Annotated in this window: 19 protein-coding genes; 7 read left to right on the top strand and 12 right to left on the bottom strand. The window is 26.8% G+C overall.

Annotated features, from left to right (window positions below; all coding sequences use genetic code 11):
- Positions 1-8: 8 nt before the first annotated feature.
- Genes lspA through AC5YGA_RS05660 form a run of 3 tightly spaced genes read left to right on the top strand, consistent with a single transcriptional unit; the run spans position 9 to position 1,967 of the window.
- Positions 9-506, top strand: a complete 498-nt coding sequence (lspA, locus tag AC5YGA_RS05670; protein WP_415308154.1) for a signal peptidase II — start codon at positions 9-11, stop codon at positions 504-506.
- Positions 490-810: a DUF3035 domain-containing protein gene (locus AC5YGA_RS05665; RefSeq protein ID WP_415308153.1), complete on the top strand. Its 321-nt coding sequence runs from the start codon at positions 490-492 to the stop codon at positions 808-810. Before lspA ends, AC5YGA_RS05665 begins: the two co-directional genes overlap by 17 nt.
- A complete protein-coding gene (locus AC5YGA_RS05660; protein WP_415308152.1) occupies positions 810-1,967 on the top strand; it encodes a phosphoglucose isomerase-related protein in 1,158 nt (385 codons plus the stop codon). The genes AC5YGA_RS05665 and AC5YGA_RS05660 overlap by 1 nt, the downstream gene beginning before the upstream one ends.
- Here the strand turns inward: AC5YGA_RS05660 and rsmD are convergent.
- A complete protein-coding gene (gene rsmD, locus AC5YGA_RS05655; protein WP_415308151.1) occupies positions 1,964-2,527 on the bottom strand; it encodes a 16S rRNA (guanine(966)-N(2))-methyltransferase RsmD in 564 nt (187 codons plus the stop codon). The genes AC5YGA_RS05660 and rsmD overlap by 4 nt on opposite strands.
- Positions 2,524-3,789 carry a phosphoribosylamine--glycine ligase gene (gene purD, locus AC5YGA_RS05650; RefSeq protein WP_415308150.1) on the bottom strand — a complete coding sequence of 422 codons (1,266 nt, stop codon included), beginning with the start codon at positions 3,787-3,789 and terminating at the stop codon, positions 2,524-2,526. Before purD ends, rsmD begins: the two co-directional genes overlap by 4 nt.
- Before the next feature lie 21 nt (positions 3,790-3,810).
- Between purD and AC5YGA_RS05645 the strand changes: the two genes are divergently transcribed.
- On the top strand, positions 3,811-3,999 hold the full coding sequence (locus AC5YGA_RS05645; protein WP_415309367.1) for a DUF2093 domain-containing protein: 189 nt from the start codon (positions 3,811-3,813) through the stop codon (positions 3,997-3,999).
- A gap of 4 nt (positions 4,000-4,003) precedes the next feature.
- Here the strand turns inward: AC5YGA_RS05645 and AC5YGA_RS05640 are convergent, their stop codons facing one another.
- From AC5YGA_RS05640 to ubiA, 5 genes are read right to left on the bottom strand one after another with little or no spacing between them, the layout of a single operon-like run.
- Positions 4,004-4,864: a lysophospholipid acyltransferase family protein gene (locus tag AC5YGA_RS05640; protein ID WP_415308149.1), complete on the bottom strand. Its 861-nt coding sequence runs from the start codon at positions 4,862-4,864 to the stop codon at positions 4,004-4,006.
- A complete protein-coding gene (gene lpxK / locus AC5YGA_RS05635) occupies positions 4,861-5,805 on the bottom strand; it encodes a tetraacyldisaccharide 4'-kinase (RefSeq protein ID WP_415308148.1) in 945 nt (314 codons plus the stop codon). Before lpxK ends, AC5YGA_RS05640 begins: the two co-directional genes overlap by 4 nt.
- Positions 5,795-7,027 carry a 3-deoxy-D-manno-octulosonic acid transferase gene (locus tag AC5YGA_RS05630; protein WP_415308147.1) on the bottom strand — a complete coding sequence of 411 codons (1,233 nt, stop codon included), beginning with the start codon at positions 7,025-7,027 and terminating at the stop codon, positions 5,795-5,797. Before AC5YGA_RS05630 ends, lpxK begins: the two co-directional genes overlap by 11 nt.
- Before the next feature lie 23 nt (positions 7,028-7,050).
- Positions 7,051-8,790: an ABC transporter ATP-binding protein gene (locus tag AC5YGA_RS05625; RefSeq protein WP_415308146.1), complete on the bottom strand. Its 1,740-nt coding sequence runs from the start codon at positions 8,788-8,790 to the stop codon at positions 7,051-7,053.
- Positions 8,791-8,794: 4 nt separating this feature from the next.
- Entirely contained in the window at positions 8,795-9,655 is an 861-nt protein-coding gene (ubiA, locus tag AC5YGA_RS05620; RefSeq protein ID WP_415308145.1) for a 4-hydroxybenzoate octaprenyltransferase, read from the bottom strand.
- A 52-nt stretch (positions 9,656-9,707) separates the two neighbouring features.
- On the opposite strand from ubiA, the gene AC5YGA_RS05615 reads away from it, so the two are divergent.
- Positions 9,708-10,112: a DUF2721 domain-containing protein gene (locus tag AC5YGA_RS05615; RefSeq protein WP_271492627.1), complete on the top strand. Its 405-nt coding sequence runs from the start codon at positions 9,708-9,710 to the stop codon at positions 10,110-10,112.
- On the opposite strand, the gene AC5YGA_RS05610 is transcribed toward AC5YGA_RS05615, so the two are convergent.
- The 4 genes from AC5YGA_RS05610 to AC5YGA_RS05595 are packed head-to-tail and all read right to left on the bottom strand — an operon-like array spanning position 10,109 to position 12,584.
- Positions 10,109-11,083: a quinone oxidoreductase family protein gene (locus tag AC5YGA_RS05610; protein WP_415308144.1), complete on the bottom strand. Its 975-nt coding sequence runs from the start codon at positions 11,081-11,083 to the stop codon at positions 10,109-10,111. The genes AC5YGA_RS05615 and AC5YGA_RS05610 overlap by 4 nt on opposite strands.
- On the bottom strand, positions 11,083-11,922 hold the full coding sequence (locus AC5YGA_RS05605) for a pirin family protein (protein WP_415308143.1): 840 nt from the start codon (positions 11,920-11,922) through the stop codon (positions 11,083-11,085). Before AC5YGA_RS05605 ends, AC5YGA_RS05610 begins: the two co-directional genes overlap by 1 nt.
- 2 nt (positions 11,923-11,924) lie before the next feature.
- Entirely contained in the window at positions 11,925-12,335 is a 411-nt protein-coding gene (locus AC5YGA_RS05600; RefSeq protein WP_415308142.1) for a DoxX family protein, read from the bottom strand.
- A 12-nt stretch (positions 12,336-12,347) separates the two neighbouring features.
- On the bottom strand, positions 12,348-12,584 hold the full coding sequence (locus AC5YGA_RS05595; protein ID WP_415308141.1) for a CDGSH iron-sulfur domain-containing protein: 237 nt from the start codon (positions 12,582-12,584) through the stop codon (positions 12,348-12,350).
- A gap of 94 nt (positions 12,585-12,678) precedes the next feature.
- On the opposite strand from AC5YGA_RS05595, the gene AC5YGA_RS05590 reads away from it, so the two are divergent.
- Positions 12,679-13,038 (top strand): winged helix-turn-helix transcriptional regulator, encoded by a 360-nt coding sequence (locus AC5YGA_RS05590; RefSeq protein ID WP_415308140.1) that lies wholly within the window; start codon positions 12,679-12,681, stop codon positions 13,036-13,038.
- Here the strand turns inward: AC5YGA_RS05590 and AC5YGA_RS05585 are convergent.
- Positions 13,031-13,693, bottom strand: a complete 663-nt coding sequence (locus AC5YGA_RS05585; RefSeq protein ID WP_415308139.1) for a haloacid dehalogenase type II — start codon at positions 13,691-13,693, stop codon at positions 13,031-13,033. The genes AC5YGA_RS05590 and AC5YGA_RS05585 overlap by 8 nt on opposite strands.
- 17 nt (positions 13,694-13,710) lie before the next feature.
- Here AC5YGA_RS05585 and AC5YGA_RS05580 point away from each other — a divergent pair, with 17 nt between their 5' ends.
- Positions 13,711-14,412, top strand: coding sequence for an RsmE family RNA methyltransferase (locus AC5YGA_RS05580; protein WP_415308138.1), 702 nt, complete (start codon positions 13,711-13,713; stop codon positions 14,410-14,412).
- Positions 14,413-14,469 lie beyond the last annotated feature (57 nt).

Raw genomic sequence — 14,469 nt, 5'->3', positions numbered from 1 at the left:
AAAAATTCATGAATCATGTGCGTCTAAAAAATTTCTTTTTAAAAAGTTTAGCTATAATATTAATTTTTTTATTAGATAGAATAGCCAAGATTTATATATTGAAACTGGCAGAGCTAGAAAATACAGTAGATTTTTATTTGACATCATATTTAAATATATATTTGATTTGGAACAAGGGGATAGCGTTTGGCTTATTTTCTTTTGATCAAAGCACTATTTATAACTCAATAAGCTTAGTTATTATGCTCATAACAATCTTAGTGTTGATTATGATCCTGAATACTGAAGGAATAAAGCAGTATTCTTTAATCTTAATATTTGGAGGTTCTATAGGCAATCTTTTTGATAGAATATACTATTCAGCAGTACCAGATTTTATTGATCTTCATATAAGAGATTTTCACTGGTTTATTTTTAATGTGGCAGATATATTTATTACCTTTGGGGTTATTTTTCTTATATTAATAGAGTTAAAATCTAATAAAAAAAATGATAAATCTATATAAATACCTTTTTATAATACTGCTTTTATTAAATGGATGCCAGGGAGCTAAAAATGCCCTAACAGGGAATAAGCAAGATAATACAGATGAATTTATGGTGGAAAAGAAAAACCCACTAGTGCTACCCCCAGAATTTGAAAAACTTCCAGAGCCAGGTAAGGCCAATGATGCAGCAATAGAAGAAGAAAATTTTAACTTAGAAAAAATTTTTAATAAAGACTCAATTTCTAATAATAAATTATCAAAAAGTAAGGAATCGAATGATTCATTAGAAAAGTCTATTTTAGATAAAATTCAAAAAAATTAATGATAACCAAAAGTATTTTTTTTAAAAATTTTAGATTAAAAACAAATAACAAAAGTATTAAAAAAGATCTTAAATTACTAATAAAAAAGAATGATGATATACTCCATTCTCTGAGCACAAAATACAAGAATAGCTATAGTAAAAAAACAATTTTAAGTTTAAAAAAATATTTTCATATAAAAATTATTGGAATGGGAGGTTCAATTCTTGGAGCCGAAGCAATTTATGATTTTTTAAAACACAAAGTGAAAAAAAATTTTTATTTTATAAATAATTTAAAATCAAAAAATAATTTAAATAATAAAAAAAATAAATCATTAAGTATCATAATTTCTAAATCAGGTAATACTCTTGAAACTATTTCGAATACAAATATTTATTTAAAAAATAAAGAAAAAAGTATTTTTATTACAGAAAATAAAACTAGCTACTTATCTAATATTGCTAAAAAATTAAAAAGTGAAATTATTCATCATAATAATTTTATAGGAGGAAGATATTCGGTACTTTCAGAAGTGGGCATGCTGCCATCAGAATTAATGGGTCTAAAAACAAGTCAATTCAAACAGATGAATAATTTGATTAAAAATAAAGAATTTATAAATTCTTTAACAAAAAATGTTAGTAACACCCTTCACTTAGTGAAGAAAAAAAAATTTAATTCAATTATTCTTAACTATGATGAAAAATCAGATAATTTATTTAAATGGTATCAACAACTAATTGCAGAAAGTTTAGGAAAAAAAGGAAATGGAATTCTCCCGATAATTTCCTCAATGCCAAAAGACAATCATAGCACTATGCAACTTTATCTTGATGGACCTAAAAATAACTTTTTTACTTTTTTTTATGTAAAAAATGATAGTTCTCCAAAAATTAATAGTAATAAGATACTTTCATCTCATAGTTATTTAAAAAATAAAACACTAGATGAAATTAAGTTTGCTCAGAAAATAGCAACTGAAAAGGTTTTTTTTAAAAAAAATTTACCTTATAGAAGTTTTGAAATAATCAAAAGAAATGAAAAAAGCCTAGGTGAGTTATTTTGTTTTTTTATTTTAGAAACAATTTTATTAGGAAGAGCATTAAAAATTAATCCTTATGATCAACCATCTGTAGAGCTAATAAAGCAAGAAACTAGTAAAATATTGATCTAAGAATAATTCCCAAAAATAATTTTTGACACACCATAAATTTTTTGTTCAATGACTTTAAAATTTTCTGGAAAATTATCATTTTCATTTTTATGCCTATGAAGAATTATAATTCCGTTGTCCTTTAATATATTTGAGTCACTAATCAAATTTAATAATAGAGCTAATCTTTCTTCCTTAAAAGGAGGATCTAAAAAAATAATTTCAAATTTTTTTTTGAAGTCATTAAAGTTTAATCTATTAAATATATCTTTTTCAATTACTGTTGATTTATCATCACATTCAAGAAGGGAAATATTCTTCTTTAAAACCATTAAAACTTCTTTGTAGTTTTCCACAAAAGTTAATGAAGAAGATCCTCTTGATAAACATTCTAAGCCAAAAGAACCCACTCCTGAGAATAAATCTAAAATATTAGAATCCTTTAATTGAATATCAAATTTCTTTGAATGATAAATAATATTAAATATTGACTCTTTGGTAAGATCTTTAAGAGGCCTTGTAATTTGATCCTTGGGCTCTAAGATCTTTTTTCGCTTAAAGTTACCTGAGATTATTCTCATTTATCGATTACTTTATATCCTATATCTTTTCTATAAAAACCATTATCCCAATTTAAAAACTTTATTGTGTCTAATATTTTTATTCGAGCATCTAAAAAGTTTTCAGATAAACAAACAAAATTTAGCACTCTTCCACCTATCGAGTAGATTTTATTCTCAACATTGATTGTGCCTGCGTGATAAATGTATTCTCTATTTGTAATTTTTATCTTATCAAGATTTTCTATTAGTATATTTTTTTTATATTCATCAGGATACCCCCTTGCACACAAAACTATACACAAACTTTTTTTATCGTGCCATTTTATTTTTAATTCATCCAATTTTCCATCGCAACAAGCTAAAAAAATATTCAAAATATCAGTTTCTAGTTTTGGCAGGATTACTTGACATTCAGGGTCTCCCATTCTTACATTGTACTCAATTAAGAAAGGTTCGTTTTTTACGATCATTAGCCCAGCATATAAAAAGCCTACATAGTTTATCCCAGCTTGTTTTAATCCTCTTATTGTTGGTTTAATTATTTTATCTAAAATTTTTTTTTCTATTTCTTTATTCATTAATCTTGATGGTGAATATGCACCCATGCCACCAGTATTTTTTCCTAAATCACCTTCTAGAGCTTGTTTATGATCTTGGGCAGTTTCAAAATTTTTTATTGTGTTGCCATCTGATATTACGAAATAGCTCATTTCTTCACCTTCTAAAAATTCTTCCACAAGTAGATTTTCAGCTTTACCAAATTTACCATCAAATATTTCTTTAATTGCAGTCAGGGCATCACCTTGAGTCTTACATATATAAACCCCTTTACCTGATGCTAACCCATCAGCCTTTATAACTAGAGGGTATTTAGATTTTTTAATAAACTCATTTGCTTCATGTGATTTTGTAAAAATACCAAAATTAGCTGTTGGAATATTATATTTTTGACATAATTTTTTTGTAAAAATTTTTGAACCTTCAAGTTGTGAAGCTAACTTATTAGGACCAAAAACTTTAATATTATTATCTTTTAAAAAATCAACGATACCATTAACCAATGGTTTTTCAGGACCAACTATAATTAAATCGATTTTACTTGATATTATAAAATCTTTTAATTTATCAAAGTCTTCTAAGTTTAAATCTATATTTTTTGCTATAGTGGCTGTTCCAGCATTTCCGGGGAAGCAAAACACATCTTTAACAATATCCGATTTATTTAAGGCATGACATATAGCATGTTCGCGACCACCACTTCCAATTATTCCAACTTTCATATAATAGTGTATAAACTAAAAATGAAAAAAAAATTAGCAAAAATAAAATATTTACCTAATAATTTTGAAATCGTTGAAAAAGGTGATCATGTAATTTGTGCCATTTCTGGCAAGACTATTCAGTTAGAAGATTTAAACTATTGGAATGTAGAGTTGCAAGAGGCTTATCACTCCTATGTAGAAGCTCAACAAAAGAGAGAACAAAGTTAATTTTTTATTTCCATCTATTGTGTGACCAAATCCATTGATCTGGATTTTTTTTAATCATGTCCTCTAGAAGATTATTTAAATTTTGAGTGATAGAGAGGGTGGTATCTTGAGTGGAAAATTTAAGTGGCTCATATAGTGTAAGTTTAAAATTTATATTATTAATTCTTTCAATGTAAACTGGAACTATTTTACAATTAAATTTCTTTACAAATTGTGCTGGGATAGTTGTTGTAAAAGCTTCATTATTAAAAAAATTACATTTTATTCCTTCTGAAACTCTTTGATCAATCATTAAAGCGATAGATGTACCCTTTTTAAAAAATGATAATAATTTTTTAGTTCCACCAATACCCTTTTTAATCTGCTTTTTGCAAATATATTTTTTTCTAATTTTTTCCATTATAAAATTCAAAAATTTATTATTAAGAGGCCTATAAATTACTGCCAAATCAATACCAGACTTTTCAATATGCATAGCCATTAATTCAAAGTTATTAAAATGGCCTGAAACAAATATTACAGGCTCATGGTTATTTTTTATTTCGTCTAAAATTGCTTGGCCTTTAATTTCTAAATTAAAAGTTGATTTAGATTTTTTAAAATTTTTTATAAACATATATTCAGATAAAATTCTCCCATAATTGTTCCACATTTTATTTATAATTATATCAATTTCTTTCTTAGATAAATTTGGAAATGATCTTTGAATATTTAATGTAATTATTTTTTTAGATCGAAAAAATGGACCAATTATAGAAATAATTTTACTAGAAATGTAAGATGCAAATTTAAAACCAATAATTTTAAATATTATAAAAAAAAATATAATTATTAAAAATTGAAAAAAGTATTTAATTATTTTCATATTTTCGATTCTATAAATTGTATTAATTTTTTTTTTTGTTTTATTTCCATTTTTACTTCTAGAAATTTAATTCCTTTAGAATCTCTATTGTTAATTTTAACAAAATCTTTTTCTGTAGTTAAAATTTTTGCATCTAATTTTTTTGCATATAGCCGAATATAAGAAATATCTTTTTTTTTATATTCATAATGGTCTGGAAATTTTATATCGCCCACAATATTGAACCTGTTTTTTTGAAGTGTTTTTTTAAAACTATCAGGATTACCTATACCAGAGAAAATTATAAATCTTTCTTTTAAATTAAATTTCTTTAAATCTAGAGGTTTATAACTTGTATCAAAAATTTTTATATTTTGATTATTTTTTTTGATTATCTGTTTAATTTTATTTGTGGTTTCGCCATTGCCATTTAAAAAAATTGCATCATATTTAGATATGCTAGATAATTTTTCTCTTAGCGGACCAGAAGGAATCAAGTGCCCGTTACCAATCCATTTTAAATTATTAAAACAAACAAAATTTAGGTCATAAAGTATAGATCTGTCTTGAAGACCATCATCAAAAATAGCTACATCGATATTATTTTTAACTGCACGATTTAAAGCACCCTGCCTTTTATTATGACAATATAGTTTAGCTTTTTTGGACAATAATTTTTGCTCATCTATTTGAGCTTTATAATATTTTTTTATAATAACTGTTTTGTAATTTAAAGTATTTAAAATATTATTAATTTCTATTGTCAAAGGTGTTTTTGCAGTACCACCAACGTAGATGTTACCTACACAAATACTTTTTATGTTTTTATTTTTTTTTTTATTTTTTTTCTGTTTTATAAGAAAATAATTATTAATCATTATAGGAATGGTTAATGGTAATAAAATATAAGATAGAAAATTTGGCTTTTTATAGTCCCAAAAAAAAGGTTTTTTAAAATTCATTTTTTGTAATAAATAAATTAATTTCTTTAAGTGTTTTGTTTAAAATTGTTTCACCTAATCTTATAATTTTAGATTTTAACTTTTGAGAATTATTTTTATTATTAAATATATTATTGATTTCTTTAGCTATTTCTCTTGAATTTTTAATTTTTTTAGAAATTTTATTTTTATGTAGAAGGCTATATATTTCTTTGAAATTCCAAATATTTGGCCCATGTAGTGTTTTGCAACCATATATAGCTGGCTCTAATGGGTTTTGACCACCGTGCTGAATAAGTGAACCCCCTAAAAAAACAGTTTTACAAATTTTATAAAATGATTTTGTTTCTCCATAGGAATTTACAATATAAATATCCGTATCTTCATTAATTCTGTCATTGGAATCATGCCTGCATACCTTAAGATCATATTGCTCCAATTCAGCTTTAATATTTTTTACTCTATTGATGTGCCTTGGAATTATGATTGTGAGTAAATTTTTATACTTTTTTTTCAGTATCTTATGTGCAATTGCACAAAACTTTTCTTCTAAATCATGTGTGCTGGAAGCACACCATATTTTTCTTGATAATAATTTTTTTTTTAATTTTTTATTCAAATCATGGGTATTTATTTTGGTTTGAGTAAATTTTAAATTACCAATATTTATTATTTTTTTTGCACCAAGTTTCTTTAGACGTATTTTAGATTTTATATCTGCAACGTAGCAAGCATCAAATTTATTAAATAAATTTTTTGCTAATGATGGAAATTTTTTCCATCTAGCATAAGTTTTTTTTGTGATTCTTGCATTTAAAAGAACTAAAGAAATTTCTTTTTTTTTTATATTTGTTAACATATTTGGCCATATTTCCGAGTCTATAAAAAATACAGCAGATGGTTTCCAATAATTTAAAAACTTTTTGCTATGGTAATTTGTATCAATAGGAAAGAATTGATGAATTGTTTTGCTTAATTTTAGTTTCTTTAAAATCTTTGAAGAGCTCAATGTATTTGTTGTTACTAAAATTTGATTAATTTTTTTATTTTTTTCTAATTTTTCGATTAATGGAACTATACTTAGAATTTCTCCTACACTTGCTCCATGAAACCATACAGTATTTCCTTTATTTTTTTTTCTAGAAAAAAAACATATTTTTTCTTTAAATCTAAATATATCTTCTTTTTTTCTAATTATTCTGTAAAGAAAAATAAGAGGAGATAAAATAAATATTATATTCATTAAAATTCTGTAGAAAAGAAACATTAATTTTTCTTAATTTGTTTTTCATAAAAATTTTTATAGATTGCTGAGTCTATGAGTAATTCATTGTGTGTGCCTTCTGCTACAATTTCACCCTTATCAACTACAAATATTTTTTCTGAATTTAAGATTGTTGAAAGCCTATGCGCAATCACAACTGTAGTTTTATCTTTTGTTAGATAATTTAATCCTTTCTGTATTTTGGTTTCAGTCTCGGAGTCCAAAGATGATGTTGCTTCATCTAAAAGTATAATTGATGTTTTTTTTAGAATTGCTCTGGCAATTGAGATTCTTTGCTTCTCACCACCTGATAGCCTTACTCCATCCTCTCCTATTTGAGTATCATATTTTTTTGGAAGTTTTTCTATAAATTCATGAGCAAAGGCATTTTTTGCAGCCTCAATAATTTGTTGTTCATTTGCATGAGGGTTTGCATATGCAATATTATTTTTTATAGTATCATCAAATAAAGTTGTATCTTGACTTACCATTGAAATATTTTCTCTTAAAGAATTTATAGATACCTTGTTTATTGGTTGCTCATCAATTGTTATTTCTCCCTTTGCACAATTGAAAAACCTTGGAATTAAATTTAATATTGTCGATTTTCCAGATCCACTATGCCCAACCAAGGCATTCATTTTTTTACCAACGATCTCTAAGTTAATAGATTTTAAAACACTTTTATCAGTGTTTTTGTACTCAAAAGTTACATTGTTAAATTTTATATTTCCATTTTTAATAACTAAATTTTGATCATTTACATCATTAGATATTTCATTCTTTATGTCTATTATAGGAAGAATCCTTCGTGCAGCTGACAATCCTTGATTTATACCCATGTTAAGTGTCGCTAAAGATCTTACAGGTTGGTAAGCAAGCATCATGGCTGCTAAAAAAGAGAAAAAACTATTTATTTCTAATTGATTGTTTAAAATTAATTTCGCTGCATAATATATCAAAATAGCAATCATAATTCCTGTCAAGGTTTCCATAATTGGAGTCGCTCTCACAAAAATAATAGAAATTTTTTTGGTTTTTTCTTTTAGATTGTTAATAAACAAAGATAGTCTTTCACTTTCCTTTTCTTCTTGTTGAAAAATTTTTATTATTTTATGATTTTTAAAAACTTCAATTAAATGAGTATTGAGAATTCCAGATTCTACTTGTGCTTCTGTTGAGACTTTACTAATTCTTTTCCCCAAGCTTTTAGCTGCGATGGAAGCTACAGGTATCATTATGATTGCTACCAAAGCTAACCTCCAATTTTGATAAAACATAACTGATAGCAACCCTATTAAAGTCAGACTATCTTTAAAGAAATTTAATATTACTGTGCTAACTAAAGTTGTTACCAAACCCGTGTCATATGTTAAATTTGATATGAATTTTCCAGTATGTTTGTCATCTATATAATCTGTATCTGCTTTAATTAAAGATTTTGACATATCACCTTGAATAAGCGCTTTTGCATTTTCAGCAACACCTATCATTGTTTTTCTAGCCAGATAAAGAAAAGATCCTTTTAAGGCAAAAGATATAACAATTAGGCTGGGTATGATAATTATAAGTGCCTGATCTTTATCCACAAACAATTTTTTTATTGCTGGATCTAAAAGCCATGCTATTGAGGAGGTACTTCCAGCAACTACTAAAGTAAAAAAAATAGATAACAATATTTTAGATCTAAATTTTTTTGTGTAATCTTTATACAGTCGCTTTAAGATTTCAAAACTATTCATAAAATTAATATTTTCCAATCAGTAAATTAAATAAAATAAGTAATCCTAAAAAATTATTACTCTTAAAAATTTTTAAACTATTCTTGTGATCATTAATATTAAAATTATAAATTTGTTGAAATAGATGAAATGAAGGCACAACCATAATAAAGTAAAATATAATATTAAATTTCATAAATACACCTAGTAAGATGAAGGACATTATAAATATTAGATAACATAGTGATAGAAATATGTGTGGTTTTTGTTTAAATTTGATTGAAGTTGATTTTAATCCTATTATTTCATCATCTTTTAGATCTTGAAACCCGTATATTGTATCGAACCCTATTGTCCAAAATATGGCCCCAAAATAAAAAATTATTGGCGCTAAATTTAACTCATTTTCAATGCAAGCCCAGCCAAGAATTAAACCATAGTTAAATGTTATGCCCAAGAAAAGTTGAGGCCAATAAGTATACCTTTTCATTAATGGATAGCTAAAAGCTAGAGGCATAGAAGCTAGAGCTAAAATAATTGTAAAAGTGTTAAATTGTAATAAAATTACTAATGCTAAAAAGCATAATATTATAGAATACAATATTCCAAGCTTTATAGAAACTTTTCCTGATGCAATTGGCCTTTCTTTTGTTCTCAAAACTTTTTTATCAAATTCTTTGTCTAAAATATCATTTACTATACATCCTGCTGATCTCATTAAAACTGAACCAAGAAAAAATAAAGATAAATAAAAAAAATAATTATTTGGGCTATTTGAAAAATCATAAGCAAGAGTTAAGCCCCAAGCACAAGGCCAGAATAACAGCATAAAACCGATTGGCTTTTTAAGCCTAGTTAATTCAATAAAGAGATTTATTTGTTTCATAATAATTTACTTGTAAATAACAAAGGCTAGTTTCATAATCAAATTGATTCGTATGAATATAGATTACACAGTAACAGCACTAATGTTTCCAGCAATACCTTTGCTTATGAATATCTATAGTAATAGATTTCACTCATTAAGTAAGCTTATTAGGCAACTTCATGATGAGCATGTGTATGAAAATCATATTCCTCCTGAGTGGAAAAAACAGTTTATAAATTTAAGTGGAAGAATTGTGTTATTAAAGTGGACTATCATGTTTGCAGCTTTCGGTCTTTTATTTAATTTGCTAACTGTATTTGCTCTCTATCTAAATGAAATTTTTGTAGCAAGGATAATTTTTGGATCTTGTTGTTTATCAATGATGGTTTCAATTTTAGTTTTTTTAAGAGAAATTCATATATCAACAAACGCATTAAAATTGCATATGTCTGATATGGATGTTGATTTAGATTAATTAGGAATAATAACTGCAGGACCAGTCAATAGTCTTGCTTCTAATTCTTCATGAGCTTTTTTAGCATCATCAAGTGAATATTTTTTTGAAATTTCAACTTTAAATTTTCCAGATAGGATTGCATCAAAAACTTTTTTAGCTGATTCAATTAACTCTTTCCTTGTAGCTGTGTAGTGAGCAATTGATGGACGAGTAAAAAATAATCCTTTTGCGTTAATATGTTTTTTAACATCTATAGTATCAACATAACCTGACGCGTTACCAAAAGCGACCATCATACCTCTAACCTTTAGGGTTTCAATTGATCCATCAAATGTTTTAATACCAACACCATCATAGACAACATCAACTCCATTTTTACCTGCAATTTTTTCCACCCCTTCAACAAAGTTTGTATCAGTATAATTTATTACATGATGACAGCCATTTTTTTTAGCAATAGCTTCTTTTTCTTTAGAGCCAACAGTTCCAATAACTTCAGCTCCTAATGCATTAGCCCACTGACATAAAATTTGACCCACACCACCAGCTGCTGCGTGATATAAAACTTTATCACCTTTTTTAATTGGGTAAGCTCTGTGTAATAAATATTCAGCTGTAATTCCTTTAAGCATAATACAAGATGCTATTTCATTTGAAATTCCCTCTGGAACTAAAACTAATTTTTCTTGGGGAAATAATTGTTTTTCAGAATAACTTCCAATTGGCATTGAAGAGTGAGCTACTCTATCTCCAACTTTAAATAGATCAACTTCTGAACCAATTTCCTCTATTATTCCACATGCTTCTAAACCAATCCCACTTGGAAGAGGAATAGGGTACAAACCCGTTCGGTGATAAACATCAATATAATTAAGACCAATTGATAAATTTTTTATTAAAACTTCTTTTGGACCTGGTTTACCAATTTCAACATCTTTGATTTGTAAATTTTCAGGACCACCAAATTTTTCAATTTCAATTTTTTTCATTATTTTACAAATGTACCATTATGATAATCTTGCACTGCTTGCAAGATTTCTGCTTTCGTATTCATTACAAATGGACCCCCTCTAGCAATTGGTTCACCAATTGGCTTTCCAGATATTAATAAAAACTTGGCTTTACTTAAGCTAGATACTTTTAATTTTTCACCTCTAGTTAGAATAATTAAAGTAGAGTTTTTAGCTTGATCATGGTTTTGATCTCCAACCTTAATTTCCCCATCAATTAAATAAATCAAAGAATTATGCGTTAAGGAAAGATTAAAATTAAACTCCTTACCTTCTTCAATCTCTACATCAAAGTAAACTGGCTCAACATTATGGCCTTTAACAGGTCCTTCAGCATTTTCAAATTTTCCAGCGATTACTTTAACTATTTTTTCATCATCTTTATGAGTACTCATTTTATCTGCATCAATATAAATATATTCAGGTTTATTCATTTTTAATTTAGCAGGCATATTCACCCATAATTGAAAACCATGAAGTTTACCTTCTGTCATTGCAGGCATTTCAGAATGAATTATTCCACCACCAGTTTTCATCCATTGAACATCTCCCGAAGACATTCTACCTTTAGCTCCAGTACTATCTTCATGCTCAAATTCACCACTTAACATGTAAGTTACTGTTTCAATTCCTCTATGAGGGTGAGGAGGGAAACCTCCAATATAATCATCTTTATTTTCAGAACCAAATTCATCTAACATTAAAAAAGGATCATGGTAATCAATAAGGTGAGTACCAATGCTTCTTTTTAACTTAACTCCAGCACCATCTGATGCTGCAACTGGTTCTATGATTTTTTCTACTTCGACTTGGCTCATACTTACGTTCGATTACCTTTAATTAAAAAATAAATTCCTCCAATTAAAAGAAATATTTGTTCACTGGTAAATAGTTTTGTTGTGAAGAACCAGTCTTTGTGAGCAAAGATAAGTATAGTTACCATTAAGATAGTTATGTTAAGTCCTGATAGTCTTGTGAGTAAATTTCCAAAAGGGTTTCTAATAAAACCACTTATTATTAATACCAATCCAGTCAACAGTTCAGATAAAGCAACTGTTGATGCTAACATAGGTGACAGACCAAAGTATTCAATTAATCCTTGGGGAGGTAATGGAAATTTTTTTGAACCATGAATGATAAAAGCAATACCAATTCCAAACCTGAAAATTAAAGGTGCCAGTGCATCAATATTTGAAAAAAAACTGTTAACTTTGTTGTTTAAATTCTGCATATTATCCTTTTGTTATTTATTATGTGATCCATCACAAAATGGCTGATTGTTAGTTTGTTTGCAAGAGCAAAAAAACATTTTTTTAGTTTCTTCAGCCTTGTATGCGAGTGGAGTAAACTCAGTGCCTTTATGTGATCCATCACAAAATGGTTGCTTTGCACTCTTTCCACAAGAGCACCAGTAGTAAGATTTATCTTTCTCTACATCTACTGCTATTGGTCCGTTACCTGCGTTTTGTCCTTTAATCATTTTTACCCTTTCAATTTATTTGACTTCTATTTAGTGCTTTGGTATCAATAAAGCAATAACGCAAAATAATCATACTAGTATATAAAAACATACCATGAAAAACTTAATAGATTGTCCAGCTGAAAGAGCCGTTTATTTTCTTGGAGGTAAATGGAAAATTAGAATTTTGTTTAGTTTGCTGCAAAGTAAAAAAATTAGATTTGGTGAACTTAAAAAAGGATTGAAAACTATTACACAACAAATGTTATCCAAGCAGCTTAAGGAATTAGAGGGAGATGGAATAATTAATAGAAATGTTATTCGAATAATGCCTCCAAATGTTGAGTATTCACTTACTGAATTTGGCTTTTCGGTTATGCCTATCTTAAGATCTTTTTCAGAGTGGAATAAAAGAAATACTCGAACTATTTCAGTAAAACTAAATAAGAATTTTGAAGAAAATAGAATTAGATAATATCAAGCAGCTGTTTTAAGTTTTTAACTTCATCTTTAGGTTTGTAATCAAGGTTATCAAAAATATTATTGTTTCTATTTACCCAAATAGAACTGTAACCATAATTTCCACCACCAGACACATCCCAAGTATTAGCACTTAAAAATGCAACTTCTTCTTTTTGTATTTTGTATTTTTTAATTGGCATGTCATAAACTTTTGAATCTGGTTTATAAATACCAACTTCTTCAATTGAAAAAATATCATTAAATATATTATCTAGATTATTACTCTTAACTAATTCATTAAGAAGAGAGGGTGTTCCATTTGAAAGAATACCTAATTTATAATTTTTTTCTTTTAATTTTTTTAAAACTTCAGGTACCTCAGGAAAAGGTGAGAGTACCTTATAAAGATTTAGTAATTCATTTTTCATAGAAGTATCTATTTCAAATGCCTTCATTGATTTACCTAAACTGTCTTCTGTCACCTGCCAAAAGTCTTTATGTCTATTCATTAGACTTCTAAGCCAAGTGTATTCTAATTGAGTAGTTCGCCAGTATTTTGCAAAACCTTCCCACTTATCACCAATTTTATCTTTACATTTTTCTGCTGCTGAATTGACATCAAATAAAGTGCCATATGCATCAAAAATTATTGCTTTAATATTTTTCATAATTTAACTTAACATTAATGAGTAATATTAGATTATTTTTTAAAGAAAGTTTATCACTTAATTTAACTGCAAAACTTGATAAATCACAATCTCACTATGTAAATAAAGTGATGAGAATTAAAGTGAGTGAGTTTTTTTCTTTATTTAATAGTAGCGGTGAGTGGAAAGCAAAAATTTTAACTATTTCAAAAGGTATAGTTGAATTTAATATTACAAAACAATTAAGACAAAATGAAAATATAAAAGAATTGTGGTTAGCTTTTTCACCCATCAAATCAAACTACTTTAATTTCATGATTCAAAAAGCAACAGAGCTTGGTGTTACAAAGTTTTTACCAATAATATTTGACAGAACAATTGTAAGAAAAATTAATAAAGAAAGATTAGAAAAAGTAATTATAGAAGCTGCCGAGCAATCTAATCGTATAAATGTTCCATCTATTGAAGTCCCTCAATCATTAAAAGATTTTTTAAGTAATGAAAAAATGGATTTAATATTTACAGATCTAAATTCTCAAAATAAAAAATTAGATTTAGGAAAATTAACTAGCAATCCAACCTGTATTATTATTGGTCCAGAAGGTGATTTTTCAGAGGAAGAAAGGGAGGAGATTCTCATATTTAAGGGTGTTCAGCCAATTAAGATAAATGAAAATATATTAAGGTCTGAAACTGCAGTAATTTCAGCACTATCAATTGTAAATTACTCTATAAATTGATATTTTGTCGCTAAAACAAAAGTGTAATTTTTAAAAAGACACTTTATATAGTGTGTA

The sequence above is a fragment of the Candidatus Pelagibacter sp. uisw_091 genome, from assembly GCF_059512525.1.
This window is presented reverse-complemented; position numbering and strand designations above follow the sequence as displayed.

Coding starts and splice junctions, on each gene's coding strand:
- lspA (WP_415308154.1), top strand. CDS start 9: ATGAATCATGTGCGTCTAAAAAATTTCTTTTTAAAAAGTTTAGCTATA.
- AC5YGA_RS05665 (WP_415308153.1), top strand. CDS start 490: ATGATAAATCTATATAAATACCTTTTTATAATACTGCTTTTATTAAAT.
- AC5YGA_RS05660 (WP_415308152.1), top strand. CDS start 810: ATGATAACCAAAAGTATTTTTTTTAAAAATTTTAGATTAAAAACAAAT.
- rsmD (WP_415308151.1), bottom strand. CDS start 2,527: ATGAGAATAATCTCAGGTAACTTTAAGCGAAAAAAGATCTTAGAGCCC.
- purD (WP_415308150.1), bottom strand. CDS start 3,789: ATGAAAGTTGGAATAATTGGAAGTGGTGGTCGCGAACATGCTATATGT.
- AC5YGA_RS05645 (WP_415309367.1), top strand. CDS start 3,811: ATGAAAAAAAAATTAGCAAAAATAAAATATTTACCTAATAATTTTGAA.
- AC5YGA_RS05640 (WP_415308149.1), bottom strand. CDS start 4,864: ATGAAAATAATTAAATACTTTTTTCAATTTTTAATAATTATATTTTTT.
- lpxK (WP_415308148.1), bottom strand. CDS start 5,805: ATGAATTTTAAAAAACCTTTTTTTTGGGACTATAAAAAGCCAAATTTT.
- AC5YGA_RS05630 (WP_415308147.1), bottom strand. CDS start 7,027: ATGAATATAATATTTATTTTATCTCCTCTTATTTTTCTTTACAGAATA.
- AC5YGA_RS05625 (WP_415308146.1), bottom strand. CDS start 8,790: ATGAATAGTTTTGAAATCTTAAAGCGACTGTATAAAGATTACACAAAA.
- ubiA (WP_415308145.1), bottom strand. CDS start 9,655: ATGAAACAAATAAATCTCTTTATTGAATTAACTAGGCTTAAAAAGCCA.
- AC5YGA_RS05615 (WP_271492627.1), top strand. CDS start 9,708: ATGAATATAGATTACACAGTAACAGCACTAATGTTTCCAGCAATACCT.
- AC5YGA_RS05610 (WP_415308144.1), bottom strand. CDS start 11,083: ATGAAAAAAATTGAAATTGAAAAATTTGGTGGTCCTGAAAATTTACAA.
- AC5YGA_RS05605 (WP_415308143.1), bottom strand. CDS start 11,922: ATGAGCCAAGTCGAAGTAGAAAAAATCATAGAACCAGTTGCAGCATCA.
- AC5YGA_RS05600 (WP_415308142.1), bottom strand. CDS start 12,335: ATGCAGAATTTAAACAACAAAGTTAACAGTTTTTTTTCAAATATTGAT.
- AC5YGA_RS05595 (WP_415308141.1), bottom strand. CDS start 12,584: ATGATTAAAGGACAAAACGCAGGTAACGGACCAATAGCAGTAGATGTA.
- AC5YGA_RS05590 (WP_415308140.1), top strand. CDS start 12,679: ATGAAAAACTTAATAGATTGTCCAGCTGAAAGAGCCGTTTATTTTCTT.
- AC5YGA_RS05585 (WP_415308139.1), bottom strand. CDS start 13,693: ATGAAAAATATTAAAGCAATAATTTTTGATGCATATGGCACTTTATTT.
- AC5YGA_RS05580 (WP_415308138.1), top strand. CDS start 13,711: ATGAGTAATATTAGATTATTTTTTAAAGAAAGTTTATCACTTAATTTA.